Consider the following 16,543-nt stretch of genomic DNA (forward strand, 5'->3'; position numbering starts at 1 on the left):
GCGGCCCGCGCCGCGAGTCCCCGGTCGGTCCGTATCGGCCCGCGTCCGGCGGCGACCGATCGGACGAGGACGCCGAGTTCCCAGCCGGCGAAGGCACCGACGGACGTCCCGACCAGGAGGACGGCGTCGCGGGCCGCACCGCTTACGATCATTGCGCCGACGGCGAGGACGACCGCGAGCCCGAACCCGAGCGTGCCGCGGTGGGCGGGATAGCGATCCAGCAATCGCCACGCGAGCGCCGCGAACGCCAGCCCGACGCCGACCCCCGCGACGACGTCGACGAGGTAGTGAACGCCGAGCCCGACCCGCGAGAGCGAGACGGCGGTCACGACGACGGCGGCACCGAGATACCGCTGGCGGCGCGTCCCGACGGACAGGGTCTTGGCCAGGCTGAGGTAGACGACCGTCGTAATCAGGGCGTGGCCGCTCGGAAAGCCGTAGCCGGTCGCCGTCGCAGTGGCCTCGTACAGCGGGTGGATCGGGTCGGGAAGCGCCCCCATTCGAACGAGTACCCGTTCCGGTCGCGGGAGCGCGAAGACGTGTTTCAGCCCGACGATCAGCGACAGGCCCGCCAGCAACAGGCCGGCGACCCCGGCGGGAACGGTCCGGTCGTCCGTCTCGAGCCAGTAGAACGCCCCCACGAGCAGGCCGAGAAACCACACGTCACCGAGCTGGGTCACCAGCCCGAGGACGACGACGGCCCACTCCGGCGCGATCTCGCGGAACGCGTCGAACCAGCCGATTCCTCTGGACACGTGCGGAGTACGGGCGACCGGACACATAAACGGTACCGATCGACCAGACGGCCCGGCCGCGGCTACCGGGGGCTCGGACGCCACCATCCGTCTGTAGGAACCTATTTGTCCCTGAACGAGCAACCGCCGGCGTATGGGAAACGGAGCATTCGAAGGGTACGGCGGACGGCACGTGCCGGAGCCGCTGCTGGAACCGCTCGAGCAGTTGGCCACCGCGTACGACGACATCGCGGCCACCGACGAGTTCCAGTCGGAGCTACGCGACCTGCTCGAGACGTTCGCCGGCCGGCCGACGCCGCTGTACTACGCGCGGAACCTGAGCGAGCGCTACGGGGCCGACATCTACCTCAAGCGGGAGGACCTGCTCCACGGCGGCGCACACAAGATCAACAACTGTCTCGGGCAGGCCCTGCTGGCGAAGCAGGCCGGTCGCGACCGGCTGATCGCCGAGACCGGGGCCGGCCAGCACGGCACCGCGACCGCGATGGTCGGGGCCCTGCTCGACCTCGAGACGGAGATCTACATGGGCAAAAAGGACGTCGAGCGCCAGGAGATGAACGTCTTCCGGATGCGCCTGATGGGCGCCGAGGTCAACGAGGTCACCCGCGGCGACGAGGGGCTGGCCGACGCCGTCGACGCGGCGCTCGAGGACTTCGCCGAGAACGTCGACGACACGCACTACCTCGTCGGCAGCGTCGTCGGCCCGGACCCGTTCCCGCGGATGGTCCGGGACTTCCAGTCGGTGATCGGCGAGGAGGCCCGCGAACAGATCCGAGAGCGGACCGGCGACCTGCCCGACGCCGCGGTCGCCTGCGTCGGCGGCGGCTCCAACGCGATCGGGCTCTTCCACGCCTTCCGCGACGACGACGTCGACTTCTACGGTGCCGAAGGCGGCGGCGAGGGGGCCGACTCGAGCCGCCACGCCGCTCCGCTGGCGTCGGGAACGGACGACACGATCCACGGGATGAAGACCCGGGTCATCGAGGACGACGTCGAGGTCCACTCCGTCTCGGCGGGACTCGACTACCCCGGCGTCGGCCCCGAACACGCCATGTTCCGCGACGTCGGCCGCTGTGAGTACACCGGCGTCACCGACGACGAGGCGCTTGCGGCCTTCCGCGAACTGAGCGAGACCGAGGGGATCATCCCGGCGCTCGAGTCGAGCCACGGGATCGCTCGCGCGATCGAGTTGGCCGAGGCCGGCGACCACGACACGATCCTGGTGAACCTCTCGGGTCGCGGCGACAAGGACATGGAGACGGCGGCGGCGAAGTTCGACTTATAGGGTCGACCGGACCCGTCCCGTCAGGTCGGCCGCCGCGTCGGGCTCGAGCGGCGTCCGCGACAGCGACAGCCGCACGTCGTCGTCCGTTCGGCGGGGGACCAGATGGACGTGGGCGTGGTCGACGCTGCCGACCAGCGGGCCACTCGTGTGAAAGACGCTGAACCCGTCGGGCTCGAGGACGGACTCGAGCGCGGTCGCGACGGTTCGGACCGTCTCGAAGACGGCGGCCGCTGTCGGCTCGTCAGCGGTCACTACCTCCTCCGCGTGGGCGCGTGGAACGATGAGTGTGTGTCCCGGTGTAGCAGGGTTCTCGTCGAGGAAGGCAAGCGTCCGCTCGTCCTCGTAGAGGACGTGTGCCGCTTGCTCGCCGGCGACGATCCGGCAGAACTCACAGTCGTCGTGCATAGCCGAATGCTCTCGCGAACTAACAAATAGCTGTCTCCGGCCGCGTCACGATCACAGCACGCCGTACTCGTCCCGAACCGTTCGATACAGCGCGAGGTACCGTTCGGCCACCGCCGATCGATCGTAGTCGGCGAATCGGTCGTCGTACTCGCGATGCTCGAGGTCCCGGGCCGCGAGGATCGCCTCGACGAGTTCGGTCTCGCTGGTGGTCCGGAACCCCCGGTCCCAGCCCTCGACGAGTTCGTGTGCGCTCGAGTCGACGTGATACTCCACGAGCCCGACACAGCCGGCCGCGAGCGCCCACAGCATCTCCGTCGGGAACACGCAGTGGTCGGCCGTCTGGGCGAAGACGTGTGCGCCACGGTAGGCCGCGATCCGCTCCTCGAGGTCGAGGTCGCCGGCGAAGGTCACGCGGTCTTCGATCCGGAGGTCACTCGCGAGCCGTTCGTACGTATCGCGTTCCGGCCCGTCGCCGACGACCGTCGCCGACCACTCGCGATCCCGAAGCTCCGCGAGGGCCAACAGCAGGCTCTCGAGGTTGGCCCCCTCGTCGAGTCGGCGGGCGTAGATCACGTCGACCTGCTCGGCCGGCTCTACCGCCCGGATTCGGTCGCAGTCGATCGGGTTCGCGAGGGCTTCGACGAGGTCACCGTCCGCACCGAGTTCGCGGACCCACGTCGTGACGAGCGACGACGGGGTGACGATCCGATCCGGTCGCCGGGCGGCGGCCCGCGTCCAGCGCGTCTCCGTGACGCCGCCGTCGCCGTACCACTCGAGGACGAGCGGGGCCCGCGCGAGCCGCGCGCCCCACTTGGCGGCGACGACCTGACTCGCCGGCTCGGCGCTGGCGTGAATTACGTCCGGGCGCGCGGCGGCGAGGACGAACGGAAGACGAAGCAGAAACGAACTCCGGGCCTCGAGGCCGCTCGAGACCGCGTGATAGGTGATCCCGTTTCGCTCGAACGTCGCGTCTTCGCCGGCCCAAAAGCCCGCACAGTAGCAGTGGACGTCGTGGCCGTTCTCGGCGAGGATCTCACAGACGGTTCGGAACCGCTGGTTCGTCTCGGTATCGCGGTGGTGAGCCGTTTCGAACGAGACGAACGCGATTCGCATACTCGGCGGCAACGGAGTCCCGGGCTATAAAGTCACTTTTTTCACTCGATTCGTCGGCCCGCGGATTCGCGTGAGCGGGCGGCCGCCGGTCCCTGTCGGGGCCGGACTGGCCCGGCCCGAACCGTGGCAGTCGACCACGAAACTCCGCCGTGGCGATCCCCGTCCGTGTCGGGCGGTTGGTCCGTGACCGACACGAACCCACGACGTCAGTCGTGGAAGAAGTCAGTCACCGCTGTCGTTGGCGGAGTCGTCGTCATCACCGAAAAACGAGTCGATACCCTCGAAAAAGCCGTCGTCGTCGCTTTCGGTGTCGGTCTCCGTCTCACCGTCACTGCCGTCCTCGTCCCCGGTATCGCTTTCCTCCGAGTCTGATCCGTCGTCCCCACCGTCCGTCTCGTCGCTACCGTCGTCATCGTCGCCTCCGATCGTCACGTCACTGTCGTCGTCATCGTCGCCTTCGATCGTTTCGTCACTGTCGTCGTCATCGTCGTCAACGGAATCGTCCGCGTCATCCAACTCGTCGCTTTCGTCGCCGTCCGAGTCGTTCTCGTCATCCGGATCTCCATCCCCGAACACCTCATCGCCGTTCTCGTCCCCGCCGTCGTCACTCGAAGCGCCGTCGTCACCGTCGTCGCTGTCGGAATCGTTGCTTTCCACGTCGAACTCCGGCTGCTCGACTCCGCCGTCGGTCGTCGAGTCCTCGACCGGATCCCCCACGAACAGTTCCGACCCGACGGCCGCGACGGTGAGCCCGAAGGCCGCGAGGATGAGAACGGTCGTCACGAGGACGACGCCGACCGACGAGGCGTCGGTTTCGGTTGCCATCGAGTGACGCCACTCCCTCGGACGGCTTTGTTAACCGATGCAATTCCGCGACGGGGACGAACGGATCCGGCCACGGCGCTCGAGCGAGCGTCCACGGGCCGACTGCGAGAAATCGGTCCCTACTGGGTACCGCGGGCTCGTGAGGGGGCCGGTGACCGAAACGATTACTCCCCCGCGTCCGTACGGCCCTGGCATGGGTTACGACATCGAGCGCTACCTCAACATTCGCAGTGCCTACGGTGCTTCGTTCGGTCCCGAGGGGGACCGACTCTCCTTTCTGATGGATACGACCGGCACGTCGCAGGTCTGGACCCTCGAGGGACCGCAGGAGTGGCCCGAGCAGCGGACGTTCTACGACGAGCGGGTGACCTTCGCCTCGTGGTCGCCCGAGCGCCCGGAGCTGATCTTCGGCATGGACGAGGGCGGCAACGAACGCGCCCAGCTATTCAGGCTCGACGCCGAGACCGGCGAGATCGAGAACCTGACTGCCGTGCCGGCTGCGAAACACCGCTGGGGCGGCTGGAGCCACGACGGCGAGCGGTTCGCCTTCACCTCGAACCGCCGCGACGAGTCGGTCTTCGACGTCTACGTACAGGACCGGGACGCGACCGGCGACGAAGCGGAACTGGTCTACGAGGGCGACGGCTGGCTCTCGCTGTCCGGCTGGAGCCCCGACGACTCCCGGCTGCTGGTCTCGCAGGCCTACTCCAACTTCGATCAGGACCTCTACGTCCTCGACCTCGAGGCCGACGAGCCCGACCTCGATCATCTCACGCCCCACGACGGCGACGTCCGCTACCAGAGCGCGAGCTGGGCTCCGGACGGCGAGGGGATCTACCTCGTGACCGACGAGGGCGACGCGGACGCGCTCTATCTGGCCTATCTGGACCTGGCGACGAACGAACTCGAGACGGTCATCGACGGCGAGGGGTGGAACGTCGACGGCATCGCGCTGGACGACGAGACCGGCCGGTTCGTCTGCTCGCGCAACGTCGAGGGCTACACCGAGTTGACCGTCGGCGCGTTCGACCCCGACGACCCGACCGCGTTCGAGACCTTCCCCGACCCCGACCTGCCGGGCGGGGTGGCCGGCGGCGTGAGCTTCGACCCCGACGCCGAACGGTTCGCTCTCTCGACGAGCGGCGACGCGGTCAACACGAACGTCTTCGTGGTCGATATCGAGACTGGCGAGGCCGAGCGCTGGACCGACGCACCGACCGCCGGCATCCCCCGGGAGTCGTTCGACGGCGCCGACCTCGTCGACATCGAGAGTTTCGACGGACTCGAGGTCCCTGGATTTCTCACCCTTCCGGACGAGTACACCAAGGGCGAGACACCCGTCATCGTCGACATCCACGGCGGCCCCGAGAGCCAGCGCCGCCCCTCGTTCTCGAGTGTCAAGCAGTACTTCCTCGATCGGGGCTACGCCTACTTCGAACCCAACGTCCGGGGCTCGTCGGGCTATGGCGCGGACTACGCGGCGCTGGACGACGTCGAAAATCGGATGGACTCGGTCGCCGACATCCGGGCCTGCGTGGAGTGGTTGCAAGACCACCACGCAATCGATCCCGACCGAATCGCCGCGAAAGGCGGCTCCTACGGCGGCTTCATGGTGCTGGCCGCGCTAACCGAGTACCCCGACCTCTGGGCCGCCGGCATCGACGTGGTCGGGATCGCCAACTTCGTCACCTTCCTCGAGAACACGGGCGACTGGCGGCGCGAGTTGCGGGAAGCCGAGTACGGGAGCCTCGCCGAGGACCGCGAGTTCTTGGAAGAGATTTCGCCGATCAACAACGTCGAGAACATCGCGGCCCCGTTGTTCGTCCTCCACGGGGAAAACGATCCCCGCGTGCCCGTCGGCGAGGCCGAACAGATCGCCGATCGGGCGGCCGAGCAGGGCGTCCCCGTTCGGAAACTGCTCTTCGAAGACGAGGGCCACGGCTTCTCGAAACTCGAGAACCGTATCGAGGCCTACAGCGAGATCGCGGACTTCCTCGACGAACACGTCTGATCGGGCCCTCGCCGTCGAACTCGTTCGCGAGCTTATTACAAAACACATACATGACAGTATCGCGGACTGTCGGGTATGGCCGCCATCGAAACCACCTCGCTGACCAAGCGGTACGGCGACTCGGTCCTCGCCGTCGACGACCTCGACCTGACCGTCGAGGAGGGAGAGATATTCGGCTTCCTCGGTCCGAACGGGGCCGGGAAGTCGACGACGATCAACATGTTACTGGACTTCGTCCGGCCCACCGACGGGAGCGCAACGGTGCTGGGGTACGACGCACAGGACGAAACGGGAGAAATCCGCGAGCGGATCGGCGTCCTCCCGGAAGGCGCAACCCTCTACGAGCGCCTGACCGCCCGCGAACACGTCGAGTGGGTCGCCGACACCAAAGGCGTCGATACCGACGTCGACGCGCTGTTAGAGCGCGTCGGGATCCTCGAGGACGCCGACCGGACGGCCGGCGGCTTCTCGAAGGGGATGCGCCAGCGCCTCGGCCTCGGGATGGCGCTGGTCGGCGATCCCGAACTACTGCTCCTCGACGAGCCCTCCTCCGGGCTCGACCCGACGGGGATTCAGGACATGCGGGAACTGCTTCGAGCGGAGGCCGACTCGGGAACGACCGTCTTCTTCTCGAGTCACATCCTCTCGGAGGTCGAGGCGGTCTGTGACCGCGTCGGCATCATGAACGAGGGCCAGCTCGTCGCCCTCGACAGCATCGAAAACCTCCGAGACGAGTCGACCGGCGCGGCGACGATCGACGTCGAACTCGCCGAGGCGGTGGATCCCGACGCGCTCGACGTCGGCTCGATCGAGGGGGTGCAGCGGGTCTCCGCGGACGGCGATACCGTCACTGCGGTCTGTGACGAGCCCGCAGTCAAGGTCGACATCGTCCGCCACATCGACGAGCGGGCGATCGTGACCGATATCCTTTCGACAGATACCTCGCTCGAGGAGCTGTTCAACCAGTACACCGGGGCCGAGAGCGCGGACGAGGGATCGGTCGCGCCGGAAGCGGAGCAGCGAGAACAGGAGGTGTCCGCATGAGCGCGCTCTCCGTTGCCAAGCGGGACTTCCTGAACGTTCGGCGGGCCAAGCTCGTCTGGATCCCTGCCCTGCTGTACGCCCTGTTCATGCTCATCTTCTACTGGGGCCAGAGCAGTCGTCCGGAGCCGGACTTCTACATGGTCCTGTGGAGTCTCGCCGGGATCGGCGGAGCGTTGGTCATCCCGTTGGTCGCGATCGTCGCGGCGTACCTCTCGATCGCCGGCGAGCGCGAGTCCGGCAGTATTCGCTATCAGCTGAGTCTCCCGGTCTCGCGGTCGGACGTGGTCGTCGGCAAACTGCTCGCCCGCACCGGCGTCGTCGTGGCGTCGCTGCTGATCGCGTTCGCCATCGGGATCGTCGCCGCACAGGTACTCGTCCCCGACATGACCCTCGAGTACGACGGCTACGCCGCCTTCGTCGCGCTGACCCTGCTGTACGCGCTGGCGTACGTCGCCGTCGCCGTCGCGATCTCCGCGGCCACCGCGAGTCGCTCGCGAGCGATGAGCGGCGCGATCGGCTTCTTCTTCGTGTTCAACCTCGGATGGAACTTCCTGCCGGTCAGCCCCGTCCAGATGGCCAGGTTCGTCTTCGAGGAACTCGGCGTCGACTACAGCGACGCCCTGCTGGACCTCATCTTCAGCCTCAGTCCGACCGGGGCCTACCTCAACGGGATGAAACTCGTCTTTCCGGACGATTTCACCGCCCTGCAGGCCACGACGGCCGGGAGCAATCCGTTCTACATCCAGGGCTGGTTCATGCTCGTGATCCTCGCCGGCTGGATCGTCGTCCCGCTGTTGCTGGGCGCGTGGCAGTTCCGGCGAACGGACCTCGGCTAATCGAACGGTTCGCACCGCCGACCGCGAATTCGATCGCCAGTCAATCGATGACGCCAGTTTTCGTCGCCACGTCTCGAGCCGCCCGCTCGTTCATTCCGCTGCCGAGGATCGTGTAGCGGTCGCGGATCTCGTGGCAGGTCGTCAACGCCTCGATGACGGTCTCGTCGTCGATGCCCAGTTCCGCCGCGGTCGTCGGCGCGTCGATACTCGCCAGGGCGTCACGGATGGCCCGCCAGATCCCGTCCGCTCCCTGGTGGAGGTAGGCGGTCATGATCGAGCCGACGCCGACCTGATGGCCGTGTAAGGCCGCACCGGGTGCCAGTCGGTCGAGCTGGTGCGAAAAGAGGTGTTCGGCCCCGCTGGCCGGCCGCGAGGAACCGGCGATGCTCATCGCGACGCCGGAGGACATCAGCGCCTTGGTGACGACCCAGGCCGACTCCTCCAGGCCCGGCCGGATGAGGTCGGCGTTGTCGACTAAGATCTCGGCGGTCATCTCCGAGAGCGCGGCGGCGTACTCGGAGTACTCGACGTCCTGCAGCCGCTGGGCGAGCCGCCAGTCCATCACGGCGGTGTAGTTGGAGATGATGTCGGCACAGCCGGCGGTCGTCAGTTCCCACGGGGCCTCGGCGAGGATTCCCGTATCGGCGACGACCGCCAGCGGCGGTTCGGCGGCGACGCTGTGTCTGGAGTCGCCGTCCGGCACCGAGCCGCGATTACTGACGATCCCGTCGTGGCTCGCCGCCGTTGGAACGGAGCAAAAACCCATCTCGAGGTGGTGACTGGCCAGTTTCGCGATGTCGATGGCCTTCCCGCCGCCGATGCCGACCAGATAGGATACTCCTTCGGCCTCGGCGACCTCGATCACCCGCTCGACGGCGTCGAAGGTCGCTTTCTCGATCGTGACGATCGCGGGCTCGATCCCGGCGGCCTCGAAGTCGGCCGCGATGGGGTCGGCGGCGACCTCGCGGGGCGTCGGACTCGTGACGAACAGCGGCCGCCCTTGCAGGTGGAGATCGTCGACCACGTCGACGACTTGGCTGCGAACGCCGTGGCCGACCACGACGTTTCGCGGGAGGCGGATCCACGTCGACTTCTCGAACATACCGGATCCCACACACCCCCGGGACATGTGCTTTTCCTCAGCGCCCCGACCGGAACGATCCCCGACGCGGTCCGGGACGGCGGTGATGACGTCGCGATCGGCTCCGACGGCCCGCTCGAGCGAGCGATCACCGGCGGCGAAACGATCCGTCGACACGATCGGCGATATTATAAGATTTCCAACTCCAATGGCCGCGTATGCTCGGCCTACTCGCGCTCTGGCTCGGATTGCTCGCCGGCGGCTACGTCGGGGGCCGGTACTACGGCAAGTATTCGCTCCGACGCACCGATGCGGAGGACCGCTCCCGCGGGACGTATCGGCTCCTCGCCGTCGTCGGCCTCGTGGCCCTGCTCGTCCTCGCGTTCGGCGGCCTCGTCGACGCGACCGAACGCGCGCTCGCGGCCGTCCATCCGGCGCTGGCGGGCGGGGTCGCCGCGCCGCTTTCCTGGCTCCCGACGGCGGGCGGAACGATCGCCGCCGTCCTGGTCGCGTACCTCGGCGTCTTTCCGTTCGCCCGCGAACGGCGCGACCTCGAGATCAGTGCCGTGACGGCGGTCGGCCGCCTCGCAAAGTACCTCGGGGCGATTACGCTCTTCGTGGTGGTCGCGCTCGCGCCGTTCACGGCACTGGTCGCCGCCTCCGACCCCAGCCCGCTGTGGATCCCGCTCCTGTTCGTCGTCCTCGCCGTCGGCTGCTACGGCTGGCTCCAGTACAGCGTTCGGCTCTCGCAGACGATCACCGCGCCGACGCCCGACCAACGCCGACGGCTCGAGGCCGCGGCCGACCGGGCCGAACTGGCCGCGACGATCGCCGGCGTGATCCCGGGCCGTGAAACCGAGGTCGCCGGCATCTACGTCGACGGCCCGTTCTGGAACCGACGCGCGTACGCCACGGACTACGCGTTCGAGATCCTCGACGACGAGGGGCTGACGGCACTGTGTGCGCGGGCCAGCGCCGCGGACGAACGATGGCTCCTCGAGCGACGGGCGCTGGTCGTCGCGGTCCTCTTCGGACTGTTCCTGACGCTGACCGTCTGGGTGTCGCTGGCCGTCGGGCTCGTCGGCCTCGCGGTCGCCGGGCCGCTGCTCGCCCGAACGCTCCAGCGCGCCGAGTTCGCCGCCGATCGGCGCGCCGCGCGGGCGGTCGGTACGGAGGCCCTCGCGAGCGCGATCGAGGCCGGCACCGACCTGGCCGACGACCGGAGCCGCCTCCATGAACGGCTCGCCGCGCGGCCGTCGACGAGCCGACGCCTCGAGCGGCTCCGCGACGCCTAAAGCGTCTCGAGGATCGCCAGCACGCGCTCCTCGGCCTCGCGGTCCGGGCCGTTGTCGTCGCCGTCCCGATCGTTCTCGCGGTGATCGTCGACCGTCCGGGCCAGCGAGTCCTCGAGCGGCGTCGATTCCCAGCCCAGCGCGGCGAGTTTCGCCGTCGAGAGGACGTGGGGGTACGACCGGTAGAGGGGGTAGTCCTCGAGGGAGATCTCGCCGGCTGCGAGTTCGCGCGGGCCGGCGTGGACGATCTCGACATCGGTCTCGAGCGCGTCCGCGAGCAGGTCGACCAGTTCCTCGAGCGGGACGAGCCGCCGGTCGCCGACGTTGTAGGCCTCGCCGGGGTCGCCGCGCTCGGCGACGATCCGCAGCGCGGCGGCCACGTCCTCGACGTAGACGAGATGGCGAAGGTTCGTCCCGTCGCCGGGGACGACGACGCGGTCGAAGCGGTTCACGCGGTCGATCCACCAGTTCAGTCGTTCGGTGTAGTCGTGGGGGCCGTAGACGATCGGCGGCCGGACGACCATCGCAGGCACGCCGTCGTCGGCCGCCGCGAACGCCGCCCGGTCGCCCTCAGCCTTCCGGTTGCCGTAGGTCTCGAAGCTATCGTCAGTCGCTTGGTCGGGCGTACACTCGTGTAGCGGCGTCTCGCCCTCCCGCTTGGGGATCTCCTCGCGGCCGTAGGCCGCGCCGCTCGAGACGTAGACGTAGGCCTCGCAGTCCGCGAAGATCCGGGTCGCGGCCCGGACGTCCTTCGGGTGGTAGGCCACGCAGTCGAAGACGGCGTCGGGGTCGACGGTCGTTGCAGCGGCCTCGAGGGCCGTGTCGTTCGTCCGGTCGCCTTCGACGTGGGTGATGCGGTCGTCGTCCGCGAAGGGGTTCTCGCGGGTGCCCCGCGTGAACAGGGTCACGTCGTAGTCGTGGTCGAGCAGTTCTGCGACGAGGTGGCGGCCGATAAAGCGCGTGCCGCCGATGACTAAGGCGTCGTCCATACCGGCCCGTCACCGCTGTCGGGGAAAACGATGGCGGACGAGCGGTCGGTGGGTATCGGGTCGAGAGCAGTGGGGCCGCTCGAGCGCCGTATTGAAAGCAGACTTGCGTATGCCACCCGACTCGAACGTGCGGTGGCGCGCGCTCTCAACTGCTCGAGCGACGGCGAGAGCAGTTGATGACACTGTGCGAGGGATGAGTGAGTGACCAACGGGAACGAATGAATCGGCTGGGGAGGACGTGGTACTCCCTAGTAGCCACGATAGCAGAACGGCCTCGATCGAAAGGGACGGTACAACGAGTGTTCTGCTATCGTGGCAACACGGAAGGGCCTCACCCTCCCCAGCCGATTCGCTCACTTCGTTCGCTCATCCCTCGCACAGTGTCGTCGATCGACCTCACTATCGTTTGGCCGATCGACAGCGCGCGCCACCGCAGATCGACTGATCGGGCCGAAGTGAGAGGCACTGATGTCATCGGCTGGAATCCCCCGCGAACCCCCCGTCGACGTTCGCTATAGTAGCCACTGAAAGTCATTGCACACCTGATCGAACGACGGCGTTGCGATCAGTGTGTAAATCGTTTCAGCGGCTACTATAGTCGGACTAAAGCGTCACTGAAAAGCGGACGAAACCGACTCGAGCGAGGCCCCCGGTCAGTACGGTCGCCTGCAGGGACGGGTTCTTTGCCGCCGTCGGTGGTAGGGCGGGTCGATATGTCCGACCAGCTCTGGACCGATCGCGCCCGGGAGTACCCCCTCGAGTGCGATCACTGCCATTATCCGATCCCCGGCGAGCCCGAAGCGGACGAGGACGGGCGCTACTGTTCGGCCGCCTGCCGCGAGGCCGCCGGCGACGGCGCGACGATGCCCGACCCCGACGCCTACAAGCGGGTGATGACGGGGATCGAACCGCTGGACTCGCTGGTTCCGAACGGGATCCCGGCCGACTCGATGCTCCTCCTATCGGGCGACGAAGGCACCCGCCGGGCCGAACTCGGGACCGAACTCGTCTGGCACGCCTTAGAGCGGGGCGAACCCGCGGTCGTCTGTTCGGTCGCGAACCCGCCGACGGCGACGCTCGAGCGCTTCTACGAGAACGGCTGGAACGTCCTGCCGGCGCTGGAGAGCGACCGCCTGCGGATCGTCGACTGTTTCACCCATCGGCTCGACGACCGCGACGAGTTTCGCGCCGGGCGAAACGAGTGGGCGACCTTTCTCGGCGAGGCCGCCGCCGACGCGGTCATCGAGGTCGAGGATCCGAGCGACCGCCGCGAGGTGGCAAACGGGCTTCACCGGGCGCTCGACGACCTCGAGATGACCGAGACGGGGCTGGTGACGATCGACTCGCTGGACGAACTCGAGTCGCTTTCGGGTTCCGGGCTCGTCCACGACTTCGTGACAGACGTTCGGGCGACGGTCTGTACGGCACGGTTCGTCCCGATCGTCGCCGCAGCCACGACGGCGGGGCAGGCGGCGTATCCCGAAACCGAGCGGGTCTTCGACGGGATCGTCGACCTGCGGCTGCGCGATGGGAGCGCGGCGGAGACTCGGCACAAACAGCTCGCGGTCCGGAAACTGACCGGGGCGGCGTTTCTCCCCCAGTGGGTAACGTACGACTACGAGCCCGCCCGCGGGCTGTTCGCGTTCGGCCCGAACACGGACACCCGACAGGCCCGCGACCTCGGGAACGGGTCCACCCAGTCGGCCCAGCGCCGGTAGCGGCCGGGGAGTGGAGGGTCAGTTCCGATGCCGACTGCACGCGAACGCACGCTCAGGCTTTATCCCAACGTTCGGTATAGGACCGATCGCAGTCACACACCGACCAGCGGCGGGCGCGTCGTTCGAGCGTCAGTGAGAGACGATCTACAGCCACACCATGACCGATCGAAACCGGGACCGAGATCGACGGCGTACCGAGCGATCGACCGACCGCGGACGCGGCACGTGGGACCAAGGCGGCGACCGGAACCGCGAGGACAGCGACCGCGGCTGGCTCCACGGCCTCTTCAGCCGCGGCGAGAGCGATAATCGAGGGACACAGGGCCCTGAACGCGGACAGGAACAGCGCCGGGCCGAAGGTCGCCAGCCCGACCGCCAGCAGCAGGGGTCGGGCCAGCGTCGCGAGCGGAGTCAGGGGGCCGACCGCCAGCGCGGCCAGCAGTCCGGCCGACGACGAGGCGGGGCCGGACAGCAGGGCGGCCGCAGGGGGGACAGCGGCTTCGAAACGAACGCGATGCAGGAGGCCAATCTCGAGTACGGCGGCGAGGCCCGCCACGAGAAACACCGTGGTGGGCAGCGCGGCATGCAGGGCCGACGCGGACAGGGCCAGCAGCAAGGAGGGATGCGCGACTACGGCGAACGAAGCCAGCGGCAAGGTGGCATGCAGGGTCAACGCGAACGGAGCCAGCAGCGAGGCGGGATGGAGAGACAGCACGAACGGAGCCAGCAGCGCCGACAGCCCAGTGAGCAGGACCAACCCGGCCAGCGCGGCCCCACGGAACAGGGACGCCGAACGGAGGGCCGGTCCCAACAGCGCCGAGAGGGGACGCGACGCGAGGACGACCGGCAGGGAGCCCAGCAGCGCTGGCACGAGAACCGCGATGCCCAGCCGGGCGCGACGACGAGCGAACGGGGCCGACAGCACCGCGGGCAGCAACACGGGAGCCAGTACCAACAGGGCCAGCCCGAGTCCCGTCGCCACCAGCGGAGCGCGGGCCACGAACCCGGACGGCAGCGGGACCGCAGTGTGCAGGGAGCGGGCCGTTCGCAACGGGACTACGGCGACACCCAGCAGTTCGACCGCGGCGAGGACCGCGATACCACCGGCGGGCGCATGAACCGCGAGCAGCAATCCGGCGGCGGCCTCGAGTACCGCCAGCAGGGACGCCGCTCCGAACAGGGGGACTGGACCGAGTCCCGCGAGTCGCGGGGCTCGAGCGGCGAGGAGAACCGCCAGTTCCAGGACGACGACATGAGCAACCGACGGCACGTTCACGAGCGCGATCCGACCCCCGAAGACCGGGACGAGGAGCGGTCACGCTGAGACGCGGCCCGCAGACGCCAACTCCCGCCGAGCGACATCACCCTCGTTTTTGTCGGCCCCGTTCCGAGGGTGCGACATGGGCGGCACGTACGTTCTCGTGATCGAGGCGGCGCGAGCGACGACCATCGAGGTTGGGGCGCTGGGCGAGCGGGAATTTTCCGCGGGCGCGTATGCGTACGTCGGGTCGGCGTTCGGCCCCGGCGGCTTCAGCCGGGTCGATCGCCACCGCGAACTGGCCGCCGGCGACCGCGAGACGCGCCACTGGCACGTCGATTACCTGCTCGGCCATCCCGCGACACGACTCGAGACCGTGATCACGTTCCCCGATGCCGATCGGGAGTGCGAACTGGCGGCCGGGTTGCCGGGGGAGCCGGTCGCCGGGTTTGGCGCGTCGGACTGTGACTGCAGGGCACACCTCCTCGCGGTTCCCGACGCACCGACAGTTCGAACCGCCGCAGTCGACGCGGGCGGCGTCGTCGACCAGTAACGCCCACGTTCGCCGGTGCGTTCTTACGCCTCCTTGTAAAACGGTAGCTATGGCCAATTCCGACACTGACTCGACGGCCGAACCGACAGCGGAACTGGACGACGACGCGATGGCTCGGTTCCCGGTTCCCGCGTTCGACGACCTCCCTGCGGACCTGCGGGAGCGAATCGCCGAGGAGACCGAGGAGGCCGGGTTCACGCCCAACGTGTTCTCGGCGTTCGCGTACAAGCCCTCGCACTTCCGGGCCTTCTTCCAGTTCCACGACGCGCTCGTCGAGGACACCGCCTTAGAGCGCGAGGAGATCGAAATGATCGTCGTCGCCGTCTCCGGCGTCAATCACTGCTACTACTGTAACGTCGCCCACGGCGCGCTCGTACGGATCTACGCCGAGGACCCGCACCTCGCGGACCAGCTGGTCGCGAACTATCGGACCGCGGACATCAACGACGCCCACCGAACGATGCTCGACGTCGCCGTGAAGCTGACCGAGCGGCCGACCGAAGTCGAGCCCGCCGACCTCGAGGCGTTACGGGAGGCCGGCTTCAGCGAAGAGGCGATCTGGGACATCGGGGCCGTCACCGCGTACTACAACATGAGCAATCGCATGGCGACGTTCGCCGAGATGCGGCCCAACGACGAGTTTCACACGCTCGGGCGGGAGTGAACCGCACGGCGACCAAAGGCACTTGTCGCTCACGGGAGACGGGCAGCCATGGTCGACAGGGAAGACGTCCGCTGTGCGTACGACGAAATCACGACGACGTACACGAGCGAGCGAGTCGCGACGCACGACGAGTCCGAGTCGGCAGCGCTCGCGGCGCTGTTCGATGCGGTGCCGGACGGGTGTCGCCTCCTCGATGCCGGCTGCGGACACGGAACCCCGGCGCTCGAGTACGCCCTCGACCCCTCCAACGAGTGCGATCCGGAGCTAGCCGTCGGGCTCGACCTCTCGCGGGGGCAACTCGAGACGGCGACGCGACTCGTTCCCGACGCAGCGTTGTGTCAGGGAGAGATGAGTCAACTGCCGTTCGCTGCGGACACGTTTGACACCGTCACGGCACTGTATTCGCTGATTCACGTCCCGATCGACGACCATCAGACGGCGATCGAAGCGTTCGAACGCGTTCTCAAGCCCGGCGGACGGCTCCTCCTCACGGAAGGGTGGACCGAGTGGACTGGTTCGAACCCGAACTGGCTCGAGACCGGGACCGAGATGCAGTGGCATATGGCCGGGGCGGAAGCGACACGTGAGCAGCTCGAATCGGCCGGGTTCGAACTGGTCACGGCGGGGGAGTTCACTGACGCGCTCGCCGACGAGGAGGACGCTCGGTTCCCGTATTTCCATGCGCGGCTGGCGGAGTAGTCGAGCGCCGGGGAC

At 68.1% G+C, this 16,543-nt stretch carries 16 protein-coding genes; 10 read left to right on the plus strand and 6 right to left on the minus strand.

Features of this window, described 5'->3' with window-relative positions; translation table 11 throughout:
- Window positions 1-755 (minus strand): phosphatase PAP2 family protein (locus tag ACSBP4_RS16675; RefSeq protein WP_435552886.1); only part of this gene is annotated, 755 nt, incomplete at its 3' end.
- Window positions 756-888: 133 nt separating this feature from the next.
- Here ACSBP4_RS16675 and trpB point away from each other — a divergent pair.
- The gene (gene trpB / locus ACSBP4_RS16680; RefSeq protein WP_435552887.1) at window positions 889-2,040 is read left to right on the plus strand and encodes a tryptophan synthase subunit beta; all 1,152 of its coding nucleotides are present in this window, start codon (window positions 889-891) and stop codon (window positions 2,038-2,040) included.
- Here trpB and ACSBP4_RS16685 read toward each other — a convergent pair.
- The 3 genes from ACSBP4_RS16685 to ACSBP4_RS16695 all read right to left on the minus strand — a co-directional run bounded on the left by ACSBP4_RS16685 (window position 2,035) and on the right by ACSBP4_RS16695 (window position 4,383).
- Window positions 2,035-2,445 carry an HIT family protein gene (locus ACSBP4_RS16685; protein ID WP_435552888.1) on the minus strand — a complete coding sequence of 137 codons (411 nt, stop codon included), beginning with the start codon at window positions 2,443-2,445 and terminating at the stop codon, window positions 2,035-2,037. The two genes, trpB and ACSBP4_RS16685, sit on opposite strands and share 6 nt — an antisense overlap.
- A 51-nt stretch (window positions 2,446-2,496) precedes the next feature.
- Entirely contained in the window at window positions 2,497-3,558 is a 1,062-nt protein-coding gene (locus ACSBP4_RS16690) for a glycosyltransferase family 4 protein (RefSeq protein WP_435552889.1), read from the minus strand.
- A gap of 222 nt (window positions 3,559-3,780) precedes the next feature.
- Window positions 3,781-4,383, minus strand: coding sequence for a hypothetical protein (locus ACSBP4_RS16695; protein ID WP_435552890.1), 603 nt, complete (start codon window positions 4,381-4,383; stop codon window positions 3,781-3,783).
- A gap of 193 nt (window positions 4,384-4,576) precedes the next feature.
- On the opposite strand from ACSBP4_RS16695, the gene ACSBP4_RS16700 reads away from it, so the two are divergent.
- The 3 genes from ACSBP4_RS16700 to ACSBP4_RS16710 all read left to right on the plus strand — a co-directional run bounded on the left by ACSBP4_RS16700 (window position 4,577) and on the right by ACSBP4_RS16710 (window position 8,274).
- On the plus strand, window positions 4,577-6,394 hold the full coding sequence (locus ACSBP4_RS16700; RefSeq protein ID WP_435552891.1) for a S9 family peptidase: 1,818 nt from the start codon (window positions 4,577-4,579) through the stop codon (window positions 6,392-6,394).
- A gap of 75 nt (window positions 6,395-6,469) precedes the next feature.
- Window positions 6,470-7,438, plus strand: coding sequence for an ABC transporter ATP-binding protein (locus ACSBP4_RS16705; protein ID WP_006647904.1), 969 nt, complete (start codon window positions 6,470-6,472; stop codon window positions 7,436-7,438).
- The gene (locus ACSBP4_RS16710; protein ID WP_435552892.1) at window positions 7,435-8,274 is read left to right on the plus strand and encodes an ABC transporter permease subunit; all 840 of its coding nucleotides are present in this window, start codon (window positions 7,435-7,437) and stop codon (window positions 8,272-8,274) included. The genes ACSBP4_RS16705 and ACSBP4_RS16710 overlap by 4 nt, the downstream gene beginning before the upstream one ends.
- 40 nt (window positions 8,275-8,314) lie before the next feature.
- Here the strand turns inward: ACSBP4_RS16710 and ACSBP4_RS16715 are convergent, their stop codons facing one another.
- Window positions 8,315-9,376, minus strand: a complete 1,062-nt coding sequence (locus tag ACSBP4_RS16715) for an NAD(P)-dependent glycerol-1-phosphate dehydrogenase (RefSeq protein ID WP_006647906.1) — start codon at window positions 9,374-9,376, stop codon at window positions 8,315-8,317.
- A gap of 197 nt (window positions 9,377-9,573) precedes the next feature.
- On the opposite strand from ACSBP4_RS16715, the gene ACSBP4_RS16720 reads away from it, so the two are divergent.
- Window positions 9,574-10,650 (plus strand): peptidase, encoded by a 1,077-nt coding sequence (locus tag ACSBP4_RS16720; RefSeq protein ID WP_435552893.1) that lies wholly within the window; start codon window positions 9,574-9,576, stop codon window positions 10,648-10,650.
- Here the strand turns inward: ACSBP4_RS16720 and ACSBP4_RS16725 are convergent.
- Entirely contained in the window at window positions 10,647-11,636 is a 990-nt protein-coding gene (locus tag ACSBP4_RS16725) for an NAD-dependent epimerase/dehydratase family protein (RefSeq protein WP_435552894.1), read from the minus strand. The two genes, ACSBP4_RS16720 and ACSBP4_RS16725, sit on opposite strands and share 4 nt — an antisense overlap.
- Before the next feature lie 713 nt (window positions 11,637-12,349).
- On the opposite strand from ACSBP4_RS16725, the gene ACSBP4_RS16730 reads away from it, so the two are divergent.
- The 5 genes from ACSBP4_RS16730 (at window position 12,350) to ACSBP4_RS16750 (ending at window position 16,528) form a co-directional block, all read left to right on the plus strand.
- The gene (locus tag ACSBP4_RS16730; RefSeq protein WP_435552895.1) at window positions 12,350-13,354 is read left to right on the plus strand and encodes an RAD55 family ATPase; all 1,005 of its coding nucleotides are present in this window, start codon (window positions 12,350-12,352) and stop codon (window positions 13,352-13,354) included.
- A 157-nt stretch (window positions 13,355-13,511) separates the two neighbouring features.
- Window positions 13,512-14,678, plus strand: coding sequence for a hypothetical protein (locus ACSBP4_RS16735; protein ID WP_435552896.1), 1,167 nt, complete (start codon window positions 13,512-13,514; stop codon window positions 14,676-14,678).
- Between the two features lie 76 nt (window positions 14,679-14,754).
- Window positions 14,755-15,165, plus strand: coding sequence for a GIY-YIG nuclease family protein (locus tag ACSBP4_RS16740; RefSeq protein ID WP_435552897.1), 411 nt, complete (start codon window positions 14,755-14,757; stop codon window positions 15,163-15,165).
- 49 nt (window positions 15,166-15,214) lie between these two features.
- Complete coding sequence (locus tag ACSBP4_RS16745; RefSeq protein ID WP_049965748.1) at window positions 15,215-15,829, plus strand: peroxidase-related enzyme; 615 nt, start codon at window positions 15,215-15,217, stop codon at window positions 15,827-15,829.
- A gap of 48 nt (window positions 15,830-15,877) precedes the next feature.
- Window positions 15,878-16,528 carry a class I SAM-dependent methyltransferase gene (locus ACSBP4_RS16750; protein ID WP_435552898.1) on the plus strand — a complete coding sequence of 217 codons (651 nt, stop codon included), beginning with the start codon at window positions 15,878-15,880 and terminating at the stop codon, window positions 16,526-16,528.
- The last annotated feature ends 15 nt before the right edge of the window (window positions 16,529-16,543 follow it).

The sequence above is a fragment of the Natrinema sp. CGMCC1.2065 genome (assembly GCF_051225675.1).
In the GTDB taxonomy this organism is placed as follows: Archaea; Halobacteriota; Halobacteria; order Halobacteriales; family Natrialbaceae; genus Natrinema; species Natrinema thermotolerans.